The organism is Helicobacter pylori (assembly GCA_008032955.1).
Classification (GTDB): Bacteria; Campylobacterota; Campylobacteria; order Campylobacterales; family Helicobacteraceae; genus Helicobacter; species Helicobacter pylori_DC.
In genome coordinates this window covers 1,347,772-1,368,891 of record CP032046.1, presented here as the reverse complement: position 1 = coordinate 1,368,891, position 21,120 = coordinate 1,347,772, and the positions used below count along the sequence as shown (strand labels likewise).

20 protein-coding genes and 2 pseudogenes are annotated in these 21,120 nt (G+C 38.4%); 10 read left to right on the top strand and 12 right to left on the bottom strand.

What is annotated here, in order from left to right:
* Positions 1–9: 9 nt before the first annotated feature.
* The 12 genes and pseudogenes from serS to D2C72_06655 form a co-directional block, all read right to left on the bottom strand.
* A complete protein-coding gene (gene serS / locus D2C72_06710) occupies positions 10–1,257 on the bottom strand; it encodes a serine--tRNA ligase (GenBank protein ID QEF43936.1) in 1,248 nt (415 codons plus the stop codon).
* Entirely contained in the window at positions 1,258–2,055 is a 798-nt protein-coding gene (locus D2C72_06705) for a carbon-nitrogen hydrolase family protein (GenBank protein QEF43935.1), read from the bottom strand.
* A gap of 3 nt (positions 2,056–2,058) precedes the next feature.
* Complete coding sequence (locus D2C72_06700; protein QEF43934.1) at positions 2,059–2,319, bottom strand: exodeoxyribonuclease VII small subunit; 261 nt, start codon at positions 2,317–2,319, stop codon at positions 2,059–2,061.
* A gap of 9 nt (positions 2,320–2,328) precedes the next feature.
* Entirely contained in the window at positions 2,329–3,069 is a 741-nt protein-coding gene (gene ubiE, locus D2C72_06695) for a bifunctional demethylmenaquinone methyltransferase/2-methoxy-6-polyprenyl-1,4-benzoquinol methylase UbiE (GenBank protein ID QEF43933.1), read from the bottom strand.
* Positions 3,070–3,078: 9 nt separating this feature from the next.
* Positions 3,079–3,525, bottom strand: a complete 447-nt coding sequence (hemJ, locus tag D2C72_06690) for a protoporphyrinogen oxidase HemJ (protein ID QEF43932.1) — start codon at positions 3,523–3,525, stop codon at positions 3,079–3,081.
* 9 nt (positions 3,526–3,534) lie between these two features.
* On the bottom strand, positions 3,535–4,107 hold the full coding sequence (locus tag D2C72_06685) for a YigZ family protein (GenBank protein ID QEF43931.1): 573 nt from the start codon (positions 4,105–4,107) through the stop codon (positions 3,535–3,537).
* Positions 4,094–5,224, bottom strand: a complete 1,131-nt coding sequence (locus D2C72_06680; GenBank protein ID QEF43930.1) for an ABC transporter permease — start codon at positions 5,222–5,224, stop codon at positions 4,094–4,096. Before D2C72_06680 ends, D2C72_06685 begins: the two co-directional genes overlap by 14 nt.
* Positions 5,221–6,318: an ABC transporter permease gene (locus D2C72_06675; GenBank protein QEF43929.1), complete on the bottom strand. Its 1,098-nt coding sequence runs from the start codon at positions 6,316–6,318 to the stop codon at positions 5,221–5,223. The genes D2C72_06680 and D2C72_06675 overlap by 4 nt, the downstream gene beginning before the upstream one ends.
* Positions 6,319–6,329: 11 nt before the next feature.
* Entirely contained in the window at positions 6,330–7,319 is a 990-nt protein-coding gene (locus D2C72_06670) for a biotin/lipoyl-binding protein (GenBank protein ID QEF43928.1), read from the bottom strand.
* 11 nt (positions 7,320–7,330) lie between these two features.
* Positions 7,331–8,862: pseudogene (locus tag D2C72_06665) on the bottom strand (TolC family protein).
* On the bottom strand, positions 8,859–10,208 hold the full coding sequence (locus tag D2C72_06660) for an HlyC/CorC family transporter (GenBank protein ID QEF43927.1): 1,350 nt from the start codon (positions 10,206–10,208) through the stop codon (positions 8,859–8,861). The pseudogene D2C72_06665 and the gene D2C72_06660 overlap by 4 nt, the downstream one beginning before the upstream one ends.
* Before the next feature lie 104 nt (positions 10,209–10,312).
* Entirely contained in the window at positions 10,313–11,914 is a 1,602-nt protein-coding gene (locus tag D2C72_06655; GenBank protein QEF43926.1) for an anion permease, read from the bottom strand.
* A 138-nt stretch (positions 11,915–12,052) separates the two neighbouring features.
* Here D2C72_06655 and D2C72_06650 point away from each other — a divergent pair, with 138 nt between their 5' ends.
* The 10 genes and pseudogenes from D2C72_06650 to D2C72_06605 all read left to right on the top strand — a co-directional run bounded on the left by D2C72_06650 (position 12,053) and on the right by D2C72_06605 (position 21,098).
* On the top strand, positions 12,053–12,322 hold the full coding sequence (locus D2C72_06650; protein ID QEF43925.1) for a NifU family protein: 270 nt from the start codon (positions 12,053–12,055) through the stop codon (positions 12,320–12,322).
* 11 nt (positions 12,323–12,333) lie between these two features.
* Positions 12,334–12,945, top strand: coding sequence for a histidine kinase (locus tag D2C72_06645; GenBank protein QEF43924.1), 612 nt, complete (start codon positions 12,334–12,336; stop codon positions 12,943–12,945).
* 3 nt (positions 12,946–12,948) lie between these two features.
* Positions 12,949–14,292: a UDP-N-acetylmuramoyl-L-alanyl-D-glutamate--2,6-diaminopimelate ligase gene (locus D2C72_06640; protein QEF43923.1), complete on the top strand. Its 1,344-nt coding sequence runs from the start codon at positions 12,949–12,951 to the stop codon at positions 14,290–14,292.
* Positions 14,293–14,295: 3 nt separating this feature from the next.
* Positions 14,296–15,245 (top strand): annotated as a pseudogene (gene tal, locus D2C72_06635) (transaldolase).
* A 54-nt stretch (positions 15,246–15,299) separates the two neighbouring features.
* Positions 15,300–15,836, top strand: a complete 537-nt coding sequence (locus D2C72_06630; GenBank protein ID QEF43922.1) for a 50S ribosomal protein L25/general stress protein Ctc — start codon at positions 15,300–15,302, stop codon at positions 15,834–15,836.
* A gap of 9 nt (positions 15,837–15,845) precedes the next feature.
* Positions 15,846–16,406, top strand: a complete 561-nt coding sequence (locus tag D2C72_06625; protein ID QEF43921.1) for an aminoacyl-tRNA hydrolase — start codon at positions 15,846–15,848, stop codon at positions 16,404–16,406.
* A gap of 54 nt (positions 16,407–16,460) precedes the next feature.
* The gene (locus D2C72_06620) at positions 16,461–17,528 is read left to right on the top strand and encodes a YjgP/YjgQ family permease (protein ID QEF43920.1); all 1,068 of its coding nucleotides are present in this window, start codon (positions 16,461–16,463) and stop codon (positions 17,526–17,528) included.
* Between the two features lie 56 nt (positions 17,529–17,584).
* Positions 17,585–18,586, top strand: coding sequence for an adenine methyltransferase (locus D2C72_06615; GenBank protein ID QEF43919.1), 1,002 nt, complete (start codon positions 17,585–17,587; stop codon positions 18,584–18,586).
* Entirely contained in the window at positions 18,583–19,491 is a 909-nt protein-coding gene (locus D2C72_06610) for a Dam family site-specific DNA-(adenine-N6)-methyltransferase (protein ID QEF43918.1), read from the top strand. Before D2C72_06615 ends, D2C72_06610 begins: the two co-directional genes overlap by 4 nt.
* Complete coding sequence (locus D2C72_06605; GenBank protein QEF43917.1) at positions 19,488–21,098, top strand: AlwI family type II restriction endonuclease; 1,611 nt, start codon at positions 19,488–19,490, stop codon at positions 21,096–21,098. Before D2C72_06610 ends, D2C72_06605 begins: the two co-directional genes overlap by 4 nt.
* Positions 21,099–21,120: the final 22 nt, after the last annotated feature.

Genomic DNA, 21,120 nt, shown 5'->3' with positions numbered 1-21,120 from the left:
AAACTAGCCTTAAAGGTATTTTTCTAACGCCTTAGGAATATGGATGCTCCCATCCGCTTGCTGGTGGTTTTCCATTAAAGCGACCATCGTCCTGCCTACCGCTAAAGAAGATCCGTTTAAGGTGTGCGCTAATTGGTTTTTTTGATTCTCTTTGAAGCGGATTTTAGCGCGCCTAGCTTGAAAATCCCTCGTGTTAGACACGGAGCTGATTTCTCTGTAACAATTTTGCCCAGGCAGCCACACTTCAATGTCTATCGTGTTGCTCGCGCTAAAGCCTAAATCCCCACTGCACAATTGCACGAACCGGTGCGGTAATTCCAAAGCCCTTAAAATTTCGCTCGCGCTCTCTAGCATGCACTCTTGCATCGCATCGCTTTCTTTAGGGTGCGTGATAGCCACTAGCTCTACTTTATCAAACTGGTGTTGTCTTATCATCCCCCTTGTATCCTTGCCCGCGCTCCCTGCTTCGCTCCTGAAACAAGGCGTGTGCGCGGTCATTTTAATGGGGAGGTTTTCAACGCTAATAATCGTGTCGTTGTATAAATTGGTGAGCGTTACCTCAGCGGTGGGGATCAGATACAAATTTTCATTTTCTATTTTGAAAACATCTTCTTTGAATTTGGGTAATTGCCCGGTCCCAAAAAGCATTTTTTCATTCACTAACGCCGGCGTGTAGACGATTTCAAAGCCGTTTTTTTCATTAAAATCCAGCATTAAATAAATGAGCGCGCGATAAATTTTCGCCCCAAAACCCCTAATGACCGAAAAACGGCTTTTGGCAAGTTTCACGCCGCTTTCAAAATCAATCCAGCCGTTTTTTTGAGCGAGTTCAAAATGCTCTTTAGGTTTGAAAGTAAAATTTCTTGGGGTTAAGATTTTTTTAATCTCTATGTTGTCTTCTTCATTCGCGCCTAAAGGGGTTTTTTCATCCACTAAATTAGGGATTATGGAAAGCTTTAAATCCATTTCTTGTTCTGCTTCGCCCACGCTTTTGGAAAGCTCATTCAGTTTGATTTTATTGTTTTCTAGCTCTTTTTTGAGATCGCTTGTACCCATTTTTTGAGCCATTTTAATACCAAATTCTTTAGAAACCTTGTTTTGAAAGGCTTGTAAGCCCTCTAATTCAATGAGTTGTTTTTTATAATGCGTGATGGCTTCGCGCAAACGCTCTAATTCATCGTCCATCGCATGGTTACGCTTTTTTAAAGAAAGAGCCACCTTGTCAAAATCTTGCAATAAAAGTTTTCTATCAATCATTCAACCCTCTTTAATCGTTCTAAAATGCCACAATTTAGCCCATTCGTCTATATCGTTTTTATCTATTTGAGCGCTCAAAGCCCCCATTTTACCCTCTAAAGAATCTTCAATAGCACCATTAGGCAAGGCCACAAAACTATCCCCATAAAATTTCCACAAAAATTCGTTTTTTTGATCTCCTTCTACAAGGATTTGGCGATACGCCCCGATCCTATTAGCCCTAACCACCACGCAAGAAGCGCAAAAAGCGCGCATCTGGCACAAAAGCCGCCACCTTTCATTGGATTCAAAAGTGGCCACGCTGCTTAAAAGCACCACATCCACGCCCTGATTTTTAGCCTGAACCCATATTTCATCAAAATGCGCTTCAAAGCCAAACAAAGGGGCGATTCTTAAGCTGTCTCTTTTAAAAACTAACAATTCTTTAAAAGCGCTTTTCTCATTGTCAAAAAAGCTTTCTTCATCCCAGTGAGGATAGGGGATTAGGCGTTGTTGCGTGTAATACTGGATATTTTCTTTAGAAATGAGGGCGATTTTTTTATAGATTTTAGAATCTTCTTCTAAAAGCACCGGGGCTGAAACGATCAAATCTAATTCTTCGCATTTTTGCGACAAAAACCCAATCGCTCGCGCAGACTGCGCGTTAATCTCATTCAAATCCAATCCCATGTTATGGTGGAAAAAGGGGTTGATCACGTATTCAGGCAACACCACCACGCTTTTCTTGGGTATGGAGTTGAATAGGGATTGCATGAGGTTTTCTTCAAAAGACTCTAATTGCAAAGCAAACACTCGCATGCTTTAAGCCTTTTTGTCTGGCGTTTGGAGTTTTTCATACTCTGAATAAGCGTTTTCTAAAAGCTTTTGAGCCAAAAATAATTCTTGCATAGCCATTTTATACAAATCCATCCCGTCTTTTAAAGACAAATTAGGATCATTCAAGCGATCTATGGCTTGCTCTAGAGAATGAACATGCTCTTCAAAGTTTTTTTTAGGGGCGTTTTTAGCGTTTTTAGCGTTTTTTTGAGGGGCTTTTTCGGTTTCAAATAATTCATCTTGCATGGCATTCCTTTAGCTTTTTTTAACAAGCATGGTCGTTGAAATTTGAGCGATAGAATCTTCAGTTCTTACAATCTCAAACCCTGCGTTTTTTAATTCATGTTTCAAACCCTCCAAACTCAAAAACCCCTCAATGGACTGTGGTAAATAAGAATAAGCGCCATAATTTTTACTGATAGCCCCTCCCACCAAAGGCAAAACCTTATTCGTGTAAAACCCTGAGATTTTATCCAACCATGTGGGGTTATCCTTTTTTAAAAATTCTAAGATCACTAAAACGCCCCTGGGTTTTAACACCCTAAAAAACTCTTTTAAAGCCTCTTGTCTTTCCACGATATTACGCAAGCCATACGCAATGGAGAGGATATCCACGCTGTTACTTTCAACGCCCTTTAAATCTTTGGCTTGAGCTTGGATGAAAGAAGCTTTGTTTTCAAGCTCTTCACATTTTTTAATGGCCAATTCAAGCATGTTATTAGAGGGGTCAATCCCCAAACATTCTTTAAACTCTATACCGCAATTGAGAGCGCTTTTTTGCCAAGCCACAAGCATATCCCCTGTCCCGCATGCCACATCCACAAGCCTTAACGCTTTCTTGTTTTCCAAAAACAAAAACGCATGCTCGCAAGCCCTTTCTCGCCATTTAACGTCTAAACCAAAACTCATCAAGCGGTTGGCTTGATCGTAAGAGCTGGCTATATCATCAAACATGTTGATGATTTTTTCTTGCTTGAGGCGATTTTCTTTTTTCATGATTGGTCTTTAAAAAGGCTTGACAACCACTAAGATCACAATGAGGATCATTAAAATCGTGGGTATTTCATTAAACACACGATAAAACCTTGCGTTTTTCCCTGTAGGGTCTTTTTCCAGCTCGCGCATGCATTTTTTGCAGTAAAAATGATAGGCTAAAAGCAATGCCACTAAAGCCAATTTAGCATGCAACCAACCCCCACTTTTAAAAAGCGTTGGCTCTATCAACAACATTAAAATCCCTGTAATAAGCGTAAAACCCATAGCCGGTGAAGCGATAAAGGAATAGAGCTTTTTTTCTTGGATTTGAACCACTCCTACAAACTCTTTTTTATGCACATTTTCTGCATGATAGACAAAAAGGCGCGGCAAATAAAATAACGCCGCCATCCACGAAATGACCGCTATCACATGGAAAGCCTTGATCCATAAAAAATACCCGCTCAAAAATTCCATTCATTCTCCCTAATTTATCTTATTTTGTTGTAAAAACGCTTGCAAATCGTCTCTTGCACCGCTGATTTCCACTTCCACGCTTTGGTTTGAAAAATTCTTTTTGTTTAATTGTAAGCTAAATTTCTTAATTTCACGCTGAAGAGCGTCTAATTCTTTGTAAGAATAATGAGCGCTTAAAGTTTCTAACTCCACAAAATCCTTCAAAGCGTTTTCTCTTTGAGCGTTTTCTACGCACAATAACGCGCTCTTAGCATAAGCTTTCATCAAGCCTCCCACCCCTAAAAGCGTGCCTCCAAAATAACGCACGCTCACTAATCCTATATTGATCAAATCCTCTCGCCTTAAAACGCTAAGCACAGGCATGCCTGAACTCCCTTTAGGCTCGCCATCATCGCTAAAACCCTCCGTGATTTTGCCCCCTAAAGAATAGCGGAACGCCGTTACAAAATGCGCGGCTTTAAAATGCTCTTTTTTCAATTGCAAAAGGGTTTTTTCAAAATCATCAAAAGGCATAAGATACCCTAAAAAACGAGACGCTTTAGTTTGGTGCTTGGAGGTGATAAGGTTTTTAAGCGTTTTCACAAGCTTTCTTTAAAGAGCTGAGTTTGAACACGCACCCTATAAAACTCACGATAAAAATCGCAATAAGCGCGTAAAAATGGATGGAAACATCCACAAATTCCGCATGCATTTGATTCAACCGCCCGAGCAAACTGATCCCATGATAAGCTGGCACTATTTGAACGAAAACCTGTAAATAAGAGGGCAAGGATTCAAAAGGCCACACAAAACCCATCATAAAAATCAAGGGCAAAGAAGAAATTAAAACGATTTGAGTGGTGTGGGCTTCATTTTTAATCCATGCCCCTAAAAACGACCCCAAACTCAAGGCCGCAAGCATGAAAATCAAGCTATTCAAAAACACCATTAAAGCGCTCCCATGCCGTTCGATCCCATAAAAAGAAAACAGCGCCCCAAAATACCATAAAATAAAAACGCTAAACGCTCCCATGAACACCAAGAGTCTTGCGCACAGCCTTAAAGCGATTTGTTTCTTGTCTAAAAGGGCTAATTCCAAACGCCTGGAGCTAGTAAACATGCTGCTTGCAATGAGCATCACTTGGTGTAAGATGAAAATAAACACGCTAGAGAGCGCGTAATTCAAATACCCCTCACTAGGGTTATACAAGGCGATAGGCCTGATTTTAATCCCGTCTGTCCCTAATTCAGCTTCTTCTATTTGGGCGTTGCGTTTGAACCTGATTTCATCGTTTAAAGCATTGATGCTCCCCACCACCGCATTCGCTAACGCGCCATAAATCAAAAAGTAATTGGCGTTCGCATAAAAATCTATCGTTACAGGCACTTGTTTATGGATATTAGCTTCAAAATGCGAAGGGATGTGTAAGATCCCATAAATTTTTTCTTCTTTTAAAAGCTTTTTGGCTTCCAGCATAGAGGGGCTAAAGAAAGCGATTTCTAACTCGTTGGAGCTTTGCGCCATGAAGGCTAATTGCCTAGAAAGGAAGGAATTGTCTTCATCTACAAGGGCGATTTTTTGCTGCGTTACGATGTCTTTCAAATAAGGCAAAGGGTATAACAAGCCATAGATTAAAGGAGCGCCTATAAGGATCAATAAAACGCCCTTATGAGAAACAATGGCTCTTAACTCCATTAAAAGGATTTTAAAAAAATTCATGCACTAGCCTTGTCTTTTTTAAAAGAAAAATAAAAAACCAAAAGCCCTAAGGCTAAAAAGATTAAAAAGAACAAAAGGGGCATTAAAGAATTTAAAGATTCTGTTAAATCCGTCTTATAATAGGCCTCTTGTAAAAAGAATCTCATAAAATGGCTAATGGGCAAGCAATGGCTCCAAAAATCCCCAAAAATTTCCATGTTGTTTTGCGGGTAAGTTACCCCAGCAAACGCAAAGCTTGGAGCGGTATAGACCCCAATCGCGCCAGCGGTTTCAATAGCGTTTTTTGAAACGCCATAAACTAGCACCACAAACCCGCTCATAATGAGCGTCATCAAGACTACCGCTAAAAAGACCAATGACAAATGCGTATAATTCCCCTCCATGCCAATGAGATTAAAATAAAACGCCATGCCCATCCCCCAAAAGCTAAACACACACGCATTCGCTAAAATACTGATCAAAAGCTCTCGCATGTTAGAGATTTTTTGAATGAAATTGAGCATGCCAATCGCAATAAAAATGAGCCACATGCAAGGCAGCATCACGCTTAAAAGGTATTGCGTGTAATTGTTTTCTTCATTGTATAGGGCATGCAATTGCAAAACAATAGGCATTGCTTGGGCTTTAGCCGAAATCAAATTGGAATCTCGCACTAAAGCTTTGGTGGCTAAGGTTTTAGCGTCTAAAGTCAAAGCAGTTTGTAAAAAGGCGTTTTTGAGCGTTTTCCCCACTAAAACATACTCAGCGTTATAATAAAAGGGTAAATCCACTTTTCGCCCCATTTTGATTTTTTTCTCTAAATCTCTAGGCAAAACTAACGCCCCATACGCTTCAGCGGAATTTAAAAAGCGTTTGGCTTCTAAAAGGCTAGCCACTTGGTGTTTGATTTGAAGCGCGCTCGTTGCGCCTAATTCAAACGCTACTTGATGGCTTGTCGTGGTCTTATCCAAATCCACCACCACGATAGGGAGCTGTCTTGGGATTTCTTGTTTAAAGATTTGCGTGCCTAAAACCCCTAAACAAAAAGGCAATATAAAACACACGATAAACAAGAACTTGTCTTGTAAAACCCATGCGCTTATCAATCTGAACAAAACAATCCTTTTTAAGGTTTAATGGTAACTAACACGCTCATCCCTACCCTAAAATTTTCCAACTCTTCTAAGGGTATGGCCTCCACTTCATAGCTTTTCATGTCATAAGTGTTGGAATTATTCGTCGCTTTCCAAGTCGCAAAATCCCCCATCACACTCAAATATTTGACCCTGAATTTCGCGCTTCTTTTCAACGCTGGGATATAGCCTTCAAATTCCTTACCCACTTTAAACTCGTTCAAATACTTTTCAGGCACGCTGATTTTTAACCAACTATCCTTTAAATCTATCATGAGCACCACAGGAAAGCCCTTAGGGCTAAGCTCACCGCTGCTCAAAAGCACGTTACTCACTTCCCCATCAATAGGGGCTAGGGCTTTGACATCTTTTAAGTAGGATTCCACTTCATTCACTTGCCCTAGCGCCGCGCTCTCTTTAGCCTTAGCGGCAATCTTACTTTCAGAACTCGCCCCCCCTAAAGCCATTTTATACTTTTGGTAAGCCGCGCTCTCGTTGTATTTGGTGCTTTCATAGGCCGCATAGGCTTCATCGCGTTTTTGCAAACTCGCCACGCCATTGTCATACAAATCTTGAACGCGCTTATAAGTCTCCTTAGCCAAATTCGCTTGGGATTTTGCCGCTTGCCAAACGTCCCTCGCAGAATTGATCGTTTCATCTCTTGAGCCTCTTTTCACTTCATCGCTAAGCGCTTTAGCGGCTTTATGCCCGGCTTCAGCTTGAGCGAGCTTGGCTTCTAATTCAGGGCTAGAAATGCTAAAAACTAAATCGCCCTTTTTAATGTGATCGCCTTTTTTAACAAACACCTTTTCAATGCGGCCAGGGACTTTGGAGCTCACGCTGTATTCTCTGGCCTCCAAAAACCCTTGCAACACTTCAGCCTTAGGACGATAAGCTAAATAAAAAAGCACGATTAGCCCTAATAATAAAGCCCCACCCCCTGTAAGAATCGCTTTATTTTTATCCAACATGCTATTTGACATGATTTTTTCCTTTAATAAACAAATTCATAAAATAAATCAATATGATCGCTTAACGCCATTAAACTCGCTAATGAAACGATGTATTTATAAGCCACGCTTTTTTGCTCCACGATGATAGAAGAAAGCGTGTTCCTCGCATCAATGACTTGAGCGTTCGTGCTTAAGCCTTGTAAAAAAGCCTGCTCTTGGAGTTTTAGATTTTCCTTGGCTAATTCCACGCTAGAAAGCAAGCTTTTGTATTCTTTCAAATAAGAAAGCGTCTCTTTATAAGTCTTATTCACTAATAATTCCATGTTTTTTTTAGCTTGGATTTGTTCGCTATTGACCTGTAATTCCGCTAATTTGCTCGCTTGGTATTTTTGGATACGCCCTGTGGGAGAAAGGATAGGCATACGCCCGGCCACGCCCACAAACCAATTAGGGATCATGTCTTCAAACACCGAATCGTTTTGTTTCATGAGATAAGAGCCAAAAAAACTCACTTGGGGCAAGAATTTAGCGATCTGTAGTTTCGTGTTTTCTTTAGAGATTTGAACCTGATTTTCTAAAGTTTTTAAAGCCGGGTAGGAATTGAGCGTGGAAGCAACAAAAAAGCTCAAATCGGGCAGATTTTTCTCGGTGTGGATCTCTAATTTGCTTGAAGGCGCTAGATCGTCCTTGCTAGATAAAATGGAATTGAACGAGAGCTGCGAAACTTCTAACACATCTTTAGCCTTAACGCTAGCGATATGGGCCTTATCATAAGCCACTTGAGCGCCTAAGGTTTCTACCCTAGCGATTTGCCCTACTTTTTGCATTTTTAAAGCGTTTTGGAAATGCTTATAATGGCCTTTTTCTACTTCCTCTAAAGTTTCAGCCACTTCTGCGTTTAACACCATGCCATAATACACGCTCACAAGCTCTTGAAAAGTGGAAAGCTTTTTCAAACGATACACTTCATTGGCGTCTTTTTGCATCAAATCCGCAATGCGCACCATCGTGAATCTTGCCCCACCCATATAAAGGGGATAAATAATGCTCAAAGCCCCAATCACCACATTTTGCTTAGAAAACAATAAGGGGGCTTCTAAAGTGCTGCTCAAAGCCCCAAAACCTTGCATCACCCCTTGCATGCCCGCTTGGATTTGAGGGGTTAATACTTGAGGGGGATATTTTGCTGGATGTTTTGCAAGCCTTGATGGATCTGGTTGGTGGCTTTTTGCACGCCCGGTTGTTTTTGGCTGGCAAAATCCATTTTAATAGGGTTAGAGAGATACACGTAAAAAGCACTCAAATCAATTTGGGGCAAAAAAGAAAGCTTAGCCGCTAATTTCATTTTACTCGCTCTTTTAATGGCGTATTCTTGCGCATGCAAGCCTTCATGATTAGACAATACCCTAGCCCATGCGTTTTTTAAAGAGAGCTTTTGAGCGTCAGGATGGTTCAAAGGCGCACTGTCTTCAGCCAAATTCAAAGAAGAAAGATCGGTTTTAGAAACTCCATCAACAGCGTTCAAAGAGCTATTCAATAATAAGCCCAATACAAAGAGGGTTGTTTTTTTCATGCTTCATTTTCTCCCTGATCTTGTTTAACCGCTTTCAAGCGTTTTATCCTGGCCCCATCCACGCTTAAGACTTCAAAAGAATACCCATGCGAAACGATTGTATCCCCCTCCATAGGCATGCGCTCTAGCAAGCTGAAAACATAGCCCCCAAGCGTTACCTGCTCGCATTCTTTGTCAAATTCAATGTGAAGCACTTCTTCTACGCTCTCTAAATCCAGCATGCCCTCTAATTCAAACACGCCCTCTTCAAGCTTGTTCACGCCCTCTTGTTTCAAATCGTATTCGTCGCTAATCTCGCCCATGATCTCTTCAATAATGTCTTCCATAGTGAGCAACCCGGCCGTGCCGCCGTATTCATCAATCACCAAAGCGGTATGGATTTGCTCTTTTTTCATTTTAATAAGGATTTGAGAAATGGAAGCGCTTTCAGGGACGATGATCATTTTCCTAACGATTTGATTGAAATCATGCATTTTGGGGGTAAAAATAGAGCGAGAGAGCAAGTCTCTAATATGCACCATGCCGATAATGTTATCCTTAGACCCCTTACAATAAGGGTAGCGCGTGAAGCGGCTTTTTAAAACAATGTCTATATTTTCTTCATAGCTGTTTTCTTCGTCCAAACACACCATGTCTTTTCGTGGGGTCATGATTTCTTTAGCGCTCGTGTCAGAAAAATCCACCGCGTTTTTAATGATTTCGCCCTCCACCGAATCAATAATGCCCTCTCTCAAACTCTCGCCCACAATGATTTTTAACTCTTCTTCAGAATGCGTGCCATCATGTTCTTTAGGATTGATGCCCACTTTTTTTAAAAAGAAATGAGCAATCACATCAAACAGGCGCACCACCGGGTAAAACACGACCCAAAACACATGCAAAGGGCGCGCGGCAAAAAGAGCGGCTTTTTCAGATTTAGCGATCGCTAAAGATTTAGGCACAATCTCGCCTAGCACAACATGCAAAAAAGTGATGCTTAAAAACGCTATGACCACGCTCATTGAATGGATAAAAATAGGATTTTCTCTCAAATCCATAGACTCAAACAGCGCGGCTAACAATTTTGCGATAGCGGGCTCACCCACCCAGCCTAAAGCTAATGAAGAAAGGGTGATGCCTAACTGCGTAGCGCTCAAATAAGTGTCTAGTCTTTGACTCATCTTTAAAGCGAGTTTAGCGTTGGAATTACCGATTTTAACCAGCTCTTCTAAGCGGGTTTTACGCACTTTCACAAGGGCAAACTCTGAAAGCACAAAAAAAGCGTTCAACAGCACCAATAAAAAAGCAACCATCAACATCAAAATCGATTCAGACGGATCCAAATAAGCTCCTTGATTCCTCCCCATGATTTAAACCTAAAACCTAACGATAAATATAAAAAATATATAAAATCTTAGAATTTTAACATAAAAGATTAAGCCTAACTTTAAAAATCAAGCCTTCAAAAACCCTAGAAATACTTTTCTATAAAACCAAGAGCCACAAACAAAAGCGCGCCTAAAAGTGCAGAAACCGGCACGGTTACCAACCAAGCGGTAACAATCTTTTTTAAAATGGAGCGTTTGATCACTTCTTCTTTATACACTTTTTTAAGCGACTTTTTTTCTTTCTTTTTCAATTCCAAAGCGATGGCGGTGTTTTTGCTTTTTTTCAAGCTCTCTAGCATGAGCGATTTTTCTTTCAAATTGGCTTTATCAAAGCGCTCTAAAAAGCCTTCAATTTCTTCTAAATCTTCCCCAAAGTGTGCGGCTACAATGTTGTCTCTGATCCTAGCAAAACGCCTTCTGGATTGCTCCCTTAAACGCTCCCTTAAAAAGCCCACCCCAAACACCGCGCCCACCACAATATGCGTAGAGCTTACCGGCAAGCCTAATTGAGAGGCTAAAAGCACGGTAATGACTGCAGAAAGCGCGATGCAAAAAGCTTGCATTTTGTCTAATTCTGTGATTTCAGACCCCACCGTTTTAATGAGCTTTGGCCCATACAAACTCAAGCCTAAAGCAATCCCAGCTGCCCCCACTACCATAATCCACAAAGGCACAGAGCTTAAAGTATTCCCTATAGGGCTATTTGCATCTTCTAAAGTTTGACTGATGGCCGCTAAGGGGCCTATAGCGTTAGCCACATCATTAGCCCCATGCGCAAAGCTTAAAAGCGCAGCAGCAAAAATCAAAGGGACATTGAAAAGCTCATTAATGCTTTCATGGCTATTTTCTAATTGCGGGGCTTTTTTTAACACAAATCTTTTAAAAAGGATAAAGATTAAAAGCGCAAGGATACAGCCGCAAGCGAGCTGGATTTCAAAACCCACCGCATAAAGGCGTTTTAAAACCTTAACGATCAAATACCAGCTAAAGGCTAAGCTCATCAACGCTACCAAATAAGGCACGACCTTTAAAGCCGCACTCTTTTTATCTTCTTTATAAGCGATAGTCTTTTTAATGAGCATTAAAAAAAACATGGCTATCAAAGCTCCCATTAAAGGCGAGATTACCCAACTAGCCACAATGCCTGATAAAAAATGCCAATTGACCGCTGCCATTCCAGCTGCTGCCATTCCAGCCCCCATAATCCCCCCCACTACAGAGTGTGAAGTGGAAACAGGAGCGCCAATTAAAGTCGCCACATGCAACCACAACGCCCCACTCAAAAGGCTAGCCAACATGACATTAATGAAAACATGCGCATCATTAATAAATTCAGGCGAAACGATACGGCCCTTAATCGTAGAAACCACTTCCCCCCCAGCAATGATCGCTCCAAGCATTTCGCAAATCGCAGCAATCAAAATCGCCCCACCCATGCTAATGGCTTTAGAGCCTACGGCAGGGCCGACATTATTAGACACATCGTTCGCGCCAATATTCATCGCCATATACCCCCCAATCACGGCCGCAAAGATGAGCAGCAATCCCTTAGAATTAGCCTGCCCAAAAATGAGAGCGAGCAAAGCGGCACCGATGAGGAACAAAAGAGCGAGAGCGATCTTTAAAGTGTCTTTTTGGAGTTTTTTGGAAGCTTTTTCAAACTCTTTGATGTTTTTAATTTCCATACCGTTATCAAAACCTTATTCTAATAGTGGCTCTATTCTATCCAATTAGCCCTTGAGCCACTCTTAAAAAGAGTCGTTTGATAAAAATGGCTCATTATATGGTATCTTAAAGTAAAATTTTAAAGAGAGTTTTTAAAAATGATAGAATTTAGCGATGAAGATTTACAAAAACCGGTGCGTATTGTGATAGAAAAAATCCGCCCTTACTTGCTCAAAGATGGCGGCAATATTGAAGTGCTAGGGGTGAAAAGCATGAAAATTTATGTGGCTTTAGAGGGAGCGTGCAAGACTTGCTCTAGCAGTAAAATCACTTTAAAAAATGTCATTGAAAGGCAGCTTAAAATGGATATCCACCCCAATTTAGAAGTGGTGTGCTTAGAAAACGCTAAGGAGTTTGATAAGCTTTAAGGATTATAGGCATGCAAAAGTTTGATTATGAATTTAAAAAGCGTGCGTTGATTAAAGAGGGGTTTTTAGCGTTCAAACAAGCCCATTACGCTGAAGCGTTACGCCTTTTTTCTGAAGTGTTGTTTTTGGATAAAGACAACCAAAAAGCCAAAGTGGGGGCGTTATTAAGCGACATCGCTAAAGATTTCCCCAAAGAAGCCCATAGCTTTTATGAATTGTATCAAAGCTTGATCGCTATGCAAAAACGGAGTTTAAAAAACCAGGCTGAAGAGCAAATCATCAATTTGATCGCTTCTTTTGATGAGGGATTGAACCAAATGGCTGAAAAGATTGATGCGCAAATTTCTCAAAAAGGCGAGGAGTTGAATGGCATTTTGTACGCGGATTTCAAACGCTTGAGCTTGGAGCGCGGCTTTAAGGAAGCGTTTGAAGATTTGATGTTCAGCTCTAGGGTGATTTTTGACAATAAAGAGGATTTTTATGAATTTTTGAAAGAATTGAACCACTATGGCTATTACGAATTAGCGGTAAATTACATTGAAAACATGCATGAAGATTCTTTTATTTACGATGAATTTTTGCGTTCTCTTTTAGAAGACGCTCTCAAATCCAATAAGGCTTAAAGAATGAAGCTTAAAAAAACCCTGACTTATCAAAACCACACCTATTCTTTTTTGAGCGATAACACGCATGAAGTTTTAGAAAACCCTAAAGAAATCCTTTTTGTCAAAACGCCTTTAAATGAAAAATACTCTCCTTTAATTGCAGAAAAAAACCTGGCTATTTTAGATTTTAACGAGCTTAAAAACTACTTTGATTTTAAGATTAAAATTGTAGGGATTACTGGCACTAATGGTAAAACGACCACAGCGAGTTTGATGTATTCCTTGCTCTTAGATTTGAATAAAAAGACCGCTCTTTTAGGCACAAGAGGGTTTTTTATTAACGACACACAAATCAAGGAAAAGGGCTTGACCACGCCCACTCTTTTAGAGCTTTATAGCGATTTAGAAGAAGCGATTCGTTTGGGGTGTGAATACTTTATTATGGAAGTGAGCTCCCATGCGATCGTCCAAAAACGCATCGCCGGGCTTGATTTCGCCCTTAAAGTTCTCACTAATATCACAAGCGATCATTTAGATTTCCATCAAAATATAGAAAATTACAGGGACGCTAAAAACAGCTTTTTTAAAGATGAGGGCTTGAAAATCATCAACAGAGATGAAACAAACGCCCTTTTTAACCCCATTAACGCGCACACTTACGCACTGGATAAAAAAGCGCATTTAAACATTCAAGCCTTTTCGCTCAACCCCTCCATTAGCGCGTCTTTATGCTACCAACAAAATTTAAGAGATCCTAATCTTAAAGAAATCGCTCTCATCCATTCCCCCCTTTTAGGGCGTTACAACCTTTATAATATCTTAGCGGGCGTTTTAGGGGTCAAATTACTCACCCAATTACCTCTAGAAACGATTGCGCCATTATTAGAAAACTTTTATGGGGTGAAAGGGCGTTTGGAAATTGTGCATTCTAAACCTTTAGTGGTCGTGGATTTTGCCCACACAACAGACGGCATGCAACAAGTCTTTGAAAGCTTTAAAAACCAAAAAATCACCGCTCTTTTTGGAGCAGGGGGCGATAGGGATAAAACCAAGCGCCCTAAAATGGGAGCGATAGCGAGCTACTACGCGCATAAAATCGTCTTAACTTCAGACAACCCCAGAAGCGAGAATGAAGAAGACATTATTAAGGATATTCTAAAAGGCATCAGCAATTCTTCTAAAGTGGTTATAGAAAAAGACCGAAAGAAAGCCATTTTAAACGCTTTAGAAAATTTAAAAGACGATGAGGTGTTATTGATTTTAGGCAAGGGCGATGAAAGCATTCAAATTTTTAAAGACAAAACGATTTTTTTTAGCGACCAAGAAGTCGTTAAAGATTATTATCTCAATTTAAAACAAGGATGAAACATGCAAGAATTCAGTTTGTGGTGCGATTTTATAGAAAGGGATTTTTTAGAAAACGACTTTTTAAAGCTCATCAATAAGGGGGCTATTTGCGGGGCGACGAGTAACCCCAGTTTGTTTTATGAAGCGATCACAAAAAGCGCGTTTTATAAAGATGAAATCGCTAAACTCAAAGGCAAAAAAGCTAAAGAAATTTATGAAACCCTAGTGCTAAAGGATATTTTACAGGCTTCTAGCGCGTTAATGCCTTTATATGAAAAAGACCCTAACAACGGCTACATTAGCCTAGAAATTGACCCTTTTTTAGAAGATGATGCCACTAAAAGCATTGATGAAGCCAAGCGGTTATTCAAAACACTAAACCGCCCTAATGTGATGATTAAAGTCCCAGCGAGCGAAAGCGCTCTTGAAGTCATTAGCGCTTTAACTCAAGCCTCTATCCCCATTAATGTAACTTTAGTTTTTTCGCCTAAAATTGCCGGTGAAATCGCTCAAATCTTAGCCAAAGAAGCGCGAAAAAGAGCGGTCATTAGCGTGTTTGTCTCACGATTTGACAAAGAAATAGACCCTTTAGCGCCAAAAAATTTGCAAGCTCAAAGCGGGATTATCAACGCTACCGAGTGCTATTATCAAATCCATCAGCATGCCAACAAGCTAACAAGCACCCTTTTTGCATCCACGGGCGTTAAATCCAATTCTTTAGCTAAAGATTATTACATTAAAGCGTTGTGTTTTAAAAACTCTATCAATACAGCCCCCTAGAGGCTTTAAACGCTTATTTGCTTGACCCAAACACCGAGTATCAAACCCCTTTAAAGATTACAGAAATTGAAGCGTTTAAAAAAGAATTAAAAACGCACAACATTGATTTAGAAAACACTGCTCAAAAACTCCTTAAAGAAGGCTTGATAGCGTTCAAACAATCCTTTGAAAAGCTTTTAAGCGGTTTTTGATTTTTAAGGGTTTTTTGGATAGAATAAGCCCTTATTTTATTTTAAAGGATTGACATGTTAGAAGGCGTTATTAGAGAGAGTATTACTAAAGCTAGCGCTAAAGCTTTAAAAAAAGATGGCTATCTAATCGCAAACGTTTATGGAAAGGGTATTGAAAACGTGAATTGCGCGTTCAAATTAAACCCTTTCATTAAATACCTTAAGGAAAAAAAGCATTTGATTTTCCCGGTGAAATTAGGGGATAAGACTTTTGAGGTCGTGGTTCAAGAATACCAAAAAAACCCTGTTACTAACGAGCTTATCCATGTGGATTTACTCGCTGTTACTAAGGGCGTGAAGTCCAAGTTTAAAGTCCCTGTCAAACACCAAGGCACTCCAGTGGGCTTGAAAAATAAAGGGATTTTGATGCTCTCTAAAAAGCGTATCAGCGTGGAATGCGCTCCAGAGCATTTGCCCGATCACTATTTAGTGGATGTAGCCCCTTTAGACGTGAATGAGTCTATTTTGGTGCGCGATTTAGAAAAACACGAAAATGTGAAGATCTTAGATCATGATTCTATCGCTGTGATCGGTGTGATTAAAGCGAAGTGATTTCAGGTCATGACGCTTTTAGTGGGTTTAGGCAACCCTACTTTGCGTTACGCTCACACCAGACACAACGCTGGTTTTGATATTTTAGATTCACTCGTTAGCGAGTTGGATCTTTCTTTCACTTTTTATTCCAAACACAACGCTTATTTGTGTGTTTATAAGGATTTTATCTTACTCAAGCCCCAAACTTACATGAATTTAAGCGGCGAGAGCGTTTTAAGCGCTAAAAATTTTTACAAAACTAAAGAGCTTTTAATTGTCCATGACGACTTGGATTTACCTTTAGGCGTTGTGAAGTTTAAAAATGGTGGAGGGAATGGGGGGCATAATGGCCTAAAATCCATTGACTTATTGTGTTCTAATTCTTATTACCGCTTGAGGGTGGGGATTTCTAAAGGGATCAATATCACTGAGCATGTGCTTTCAAAATTCCACAACAACGAAGAACCTTTAAAAAACGCTGCGTTTGAACATGCCAAAAACGCCCTAAAATTTTTTATAGAAAGCCATGATTTTAACGCCATGCAAAATCGTTTCACGCTCAAAAACCCTTTAAAAATAGAAAATTAGATGCGCTCTATCCAAAATTTTAAGTTTTTATCATGGTTTGAATAAGGGTTTAAAGTGCGTTTGTTTAGATTTGTAGGGTGGTATTATTTCAAATACTTTTTAATCGTGCTTTTAGCTTTGGAATTATTTTTTGTGGGCATTGACAGCTTGAAATACGCCGATAAAATGCCCGATTCTGCGAACATGATCATCTTATTTTTCACCTATGACATTTTATTCGCGCTCAATTACACCCTGCCCATTTCCTTGCTTTTGGCGATGGTTTTATTTTATATCGCCTTCATTAAATCCAACCAATACACCGCCCTGCTCTCCATTGGCTTTTCCAAACGCCAGATTTTAAACCCTATTTTTTTGATTAGCTTGTTTTTCACGGCTGTTTATGTGGGGTTGAACGCGACTCCTTTTGTGTATATGGAAGAAAAAACGCAAAATTTGATCTATAAAGACAATTCTTTGAGCGTTTCAGAGCATTTGTTAGTGAAATATAATGACGATTACGTGTATTTTGATAAGATTAATCCCTTATTGCAAAAAGCCCAAAATATCAAGGTTTTTCGCCTAACAGATAAGACTTTGGAATCTTATGCTGAAGCTAAAGAGGCTTTTTTTGAAGACAAGTATTGGATCTTGCATGACGCTACTATTTATAGCCTGCCTTTAAATTTTGAACTGGGCGCGAACGCTTTAAACACCACGCGTTTAGAAACCTTTAAAACGCTCAAAAATTTCCGCCCTAAAGTTTTAGACACCATTTACCAAAACAAGCCCGCGGTTTCTATCACAGACGCTCTTTTTTCCTTGCATGCTCTAGTACGCCAAAACGCAGACACGAAAAAAGTGCGCTCGTTTTTGTATGTGTTTGCGATTTTGCCCTTTTTTGTGCCGTTTTTAAGCGTTTTAATCGCTTATTTTTCGCCCAGTCTCGCCCGCTATGAAAACCTGGCTCTTTTAGGGCTAAAGTTTATCATCATCACGCTCGTTGTTTGGGGGCTATTCTTTGCTTTGGGGAAGTTTAGCATTTCAGGGATACTCATTCCTGAAATAGGCGTGCTATCGCCCTTTTTCGTATTCTTAGCCCTCAGTCTTTGGTATTTTAAAAAGCTTAATAAGAGATTGTGATTTTTTAATCTTATATGTTACTAAGTGGTTTTATTCTCTTAGTTTAAAGGTGGCTAGTGGAAAAATTTAATCTAAAAAACCGCCGGTATATCGGCTCAAAAACTAAGCTTATAGAGTGGGTATTTGGGAATTTAAAATTAAATAATATCAAAAGCGTGTGCGATATTTTTGCCGGAAGTGGGGTAGTGGCTGGTCAATTTGCCACTATTCCTAACATTAAAAATATTATTATAAATGATATTTTATTTTCTAATGAAGTCATTTATCATGCTTTTTTTAGGGGGCAAGACGCTGATTTTAAGGTGCTTGAAGAACTGAAAGAATATTATACTCAAGCTTTAAAGCTAGAAGAAAATTATTTTAGCCAACATTTTAGCAACAAATTTTTCAGCTATAAAGATTGTGTCAAAATCGGTAGCATTAGAGAGCATATAGAAAGCTTGAACTTAGATAAATTAAATAAAGATATTTTATTAACAAGCTTGATTTATTCAATGGATAAGATAGCTAACACGGTGGGGCATTATGAAGCTTATAGGAAAAAAGAGATTTTACAAGATAGATTTATTTTTGAACTTATTAGCCCTATAAAGCATGATAAAAATATCATGATAGAGAGAAAAGACGCTAACGAATTGGCTAAAACCTTAAAAATAGGCTTAGTTTTTATTGACCCTCCATACAATTCAAGGCAATACAGCCGGTTTTATCATCTCTATGAAAACCTAGTGCAGTGGAAAAAACCCAAACTCTATGGAACAGCTTTAAAGCCATCATGCGAGAACATGAGCGAATATTGTCGCTCTAATGCCAAGAAAGAATTGAGCGATTTAATTGAAAAACTAGATTGTAAAAGGATTGCTTTAACTTATAATAATACCTATAATTCTAAGTCTAGCTCTTCGCAAAATAAAATAGACTTTAAAGATTTAGTGGGAATTTTGAGTCAAAAAGGAAAATTAAGCGTTAAAGAAAAGGCTCATAGTTTTTTTAATTCAGGAAAAACTGATTTTAAAGAGCATAAAGAATTTTTATTTATAGTGGAAGTGAAGCCTTGAAAAAAAGTATTCGTTCTCCCTTTTTCTATGTAGGGGATAAATATAAACTCATGCCACAGCTCAATAAGCTATTCCCAAATAACATTAATCAATTTATTGAGCCTTTTGTGGGTGGGGGTAGCGTGTTTTTAAACACTAAGGCTAAAAGATACTTAGCTAATGACATAGATGCTAATATTATCAATTTACATAAAACTTTAAGCAAGTTTAATGCTTGTGAGCTTTTTGATGAATTGTCTAAAATCATCATTCGTTATGGCTTGTCTTTCTCTTTTAAGGGGATTACAGCTCCTAGTGAATTAAAAAAACAATATATAAAAACTTACTATGCTAAATACAATAAAATAGCTTATGAAAAACTAAGGGCTGATTTTAATTCCAATCAAAACAACATGCTTTATTTGTATTTGCTTTTAATTTATGGGTTTAATCACATGATTAGATTTAATTCTAAAGGGCTTTTTAATTTACCCGTAGGTAATGTAGATTTTAACGAAAATGTTTATAATGCCCTAAAAAACTACCTAGACTTTATGCAACAAAACACCATTATTTTTCATAATAATGATTATATTGATTTTCTTAACCATACTACCTATTTAAAAGATGATTATGTTTATTTTGACCCCCCTTATTTAATCTCCAATAGTGAATACAACAAGTTATGGGATAGCAATAATGAGATAGCCCTATATGGTGTTTTAGATAGCCTAGATAAAAAGGGAGTTTTATTTGGTATAACTAATCTTATTTATCACAAGGGAGAGACCAATTCTATTTTAAAAGAATGGGCTAAAAAATATTATATTTTTAATATCAAAAGTAATTATATCAGCTATAATGACAACACCATCAAAGAAGATAGTCAAGAAATCTTTGTAACTAATTATAGGCAATTGTTATGACTAAAAAACCGACACGAAAAATTTTAAGCTTTTCAACCACTATGCGAAACCCTAAAAGAATAGGACAATTTTTAGCTGTTTTAGAAAAGTTTGAAAATCAAATCCTTAAATCTTCAACGATTATGCAAATTATCAAATCCGTTTTGGCTCATAGGCTTTATAGACCTACTTCTATCAATCAAAATAAAGAATTGAAAGAAAAATTTGACTCCAATGAATATATCTTTAGCGATGAAGAATTAGAACGCATTATAGAAATATCCCCACAACAGCACAAAGAAATGGGCTTTGAGCATGGATGGGAAAGTCGGTTTGACACTTGGTATAAGCTTATGTGTGAGTTTGGTTTTTGCTACTATGCAAAATATGAGAAAATACTCATCAGCGATAGTGCTAAGATTCTTATTCTCGCTTATTATGATAAAGAAAACGATGCTTTTAAAGAAAGCGTTGATGAAAGCGTAGTTGGGGCTATATTTTTAAACGCTCTGTCTAAATATGAAGTAGGAAACCCTTACAAAAAAAATTTAAACCATAACAACCCCCTCAAACTATTGCTCTCGCTTTTAAAACGACTCAAAAATGCCCATCTAACCCCCCTATCTGTCAAAGAAATCCCTATTTTACTTTGTTGGAAAGACGATAACGCTAATGGGCTTTATGACTACATTGTTCATTTAAGACAAGAAATTGTTACTATCAATAAAACAGAATTCAGCTACTCAGATGAATTTATCTATGAAAAATGCCTAAATCTTTTAGAAAGTGTTAATAAAACACGATTCAAAATGAGCCAAATCACTAATGAAGCCGTTGATGAATACATTAGAAAAATGCGTATTACAGGACTTATTTCATTGCGTGGTAATGGTAGGTTTATTGATATTAATACTAATGAAAATAATAAAATAGATTACATTTTACAAACTCATAAGGCTTTTAAAGGGGATTATTTAAACGACACTCAAGCTAACAAACTCGCCTTTTTTAACTACATGGCGATCGTGGATAGCTTTCTTGTTAATGTTACTCCAATCAGTGCTGATGAGAGCGTTAAATCAAGCAAATTGAATGAACTAGCAAACACTTATACTAAAGATTTTATCAAGCAAGAATTACTCATTACTTGTAACAAGCAAGAATCAAAAGATAGTTTTTTAAGACTCATTGATAAACCTTTGTGCTTGGAATTTTTAAGCGCTATTTTCTTGAAACAACATTTTGAAAATTTAAGCGTGATACCCAATTATAAAAGCGATGATGAAGGCTTGCCCGTATACACAGCAAGCGGTAACAAACCTGATATTGTAGCCATGGACACAAAAGCCCAAAGTTATATAGAAGTGAGCTTGATTAGGGATAGAAGTCAAAGCGAAATGATACCTATTGCCAGACATTTAAAAGAATTGATTAAAAATAGTGCTGATATTAGAGAGAAATTTAGTGTTTTTGTGGCTCCAAATATCCATGATGACGCCAAAGAATATGCGGAATTTGCCCATTTCAAAGACAATATTAATATATGTTGTTATGCTATTAATGATTTTATCAAAAAAGTAGAAAACAGCGCAGAGTTATTGCAACTCAATGACAACCTAAAAGCTTGACAAATCAAGCTTTCATAATATA

What these genes read in the sequence shown, in the direction of transcription:
- serS (QEF43936.1), bottom strand. Translation starts at nt 1,257, where the DNA reads ATGATTGATAGAAAACTTTTATTGCAAGATTTTGACAAGGTGGCTCTT.
- D2C72_06705 (QEF43935.1), bottom strand. Translation starts at nt 2,055, where the DNA reads ATGCGAGTGTTTGCTTTGCAATTAGAGTCTTTTGAAGAAAACCTCATG.
- D2C72_06700 (QEF43934.1), bottom strand. Translation starts at nt 2,319, where the DNA reads ATGCAAGATGAATTATTTGAAACCGAAAAAGCCCCTCAAAAAAACGCT.
- ubiE (QEF43933.1), bottom strand. Translation starts at nt 3,069, where the DNA reads ATGAAAAAAGAAAATCGCCTCAAGCAAGAAAAAATCATCAACATGTTT.
- hemJ (QEF43932.1), bottom strand. Translation starts at nt 3,525, where the DNA reads ATGGAATTTTTGAGCGGGTATTTTTTATGGATCAAGGCTTTCCATGTG.
- D2C72_06680 (QEF43930.1), bottom strand. Translation starts at nt 5,224, where the DNA reads ATGAATTTTTTTAAAATCCTTTTAATGGAGTTAAGAGCCATTGTTTCT.
- D2C72_06670 (QEF43928.1), bottom strand. Translation starts at nt 7,319, where the DNA reads ATGTCAAATAGCATGTTGGATAAAAATAAAGCGATTCTTACAGGGGGT.
- D2C72_06660 (QEF43927.1), bottom strand. Translation starts at nt 10,208, where the DNA reads ATGGGGAGGAATCAAGGAGCTTATTTGGATCCGTCTGAATCGATTTTG.
- D2C72_06655 (QEF43926.1), bottom strand. Translation starts at nt 11,914, where the DNA reads ATGGAAATTAAAAACATCAAAGAGTTTGAAAAAGCTTCCAAAAAACTC.
- D2C72_06650 (QEF43925.1), top strand. Translation starts at nt 12,053, where the DNA reads ATGATAGAATTTAGCGATGAAGATTTACAAAAACCGGTGCGTATTGTG.
- D2C72_06645 (QEF43924.1), top strand. Translation starts at nt 12,334, where the DNA reads ATGCAAAAGTTTGATTATGAATTTAAAAAGCGTGCGTTGATTAAAGAG.
- D2C72_06640 (QEF43923.1), top strand. Translation starts at nt 12,949, where the DNA reads ATGAAGCTTAAAAAAACCCTGACTTATCAAAACCACACCTATTCTTTT.
- D2C72_06630 (QEF43922.1), top strand. Translation starts at nt 15,300, where the DNA reads ATGTTAGAAGGCGTTATTAGAGAGAGTATTACTAAAGCTAGCGCTAAA.
- D2C72_06625 (QEF43921.1), top strand. Translation starts at nt 15,846, where the DNA reads ATGACGCTTTTAGTGGGTTTAGGCAACCCTACTTTGCGTTACGCTCAC.
- D2C72_06605 (QEF43917.1), top strand. Translation starts at nt 19,488, where the DNA reads ATGACTAAAAAACCGACACGAAAAATTTTAAGCTTTTCAACCACTATG.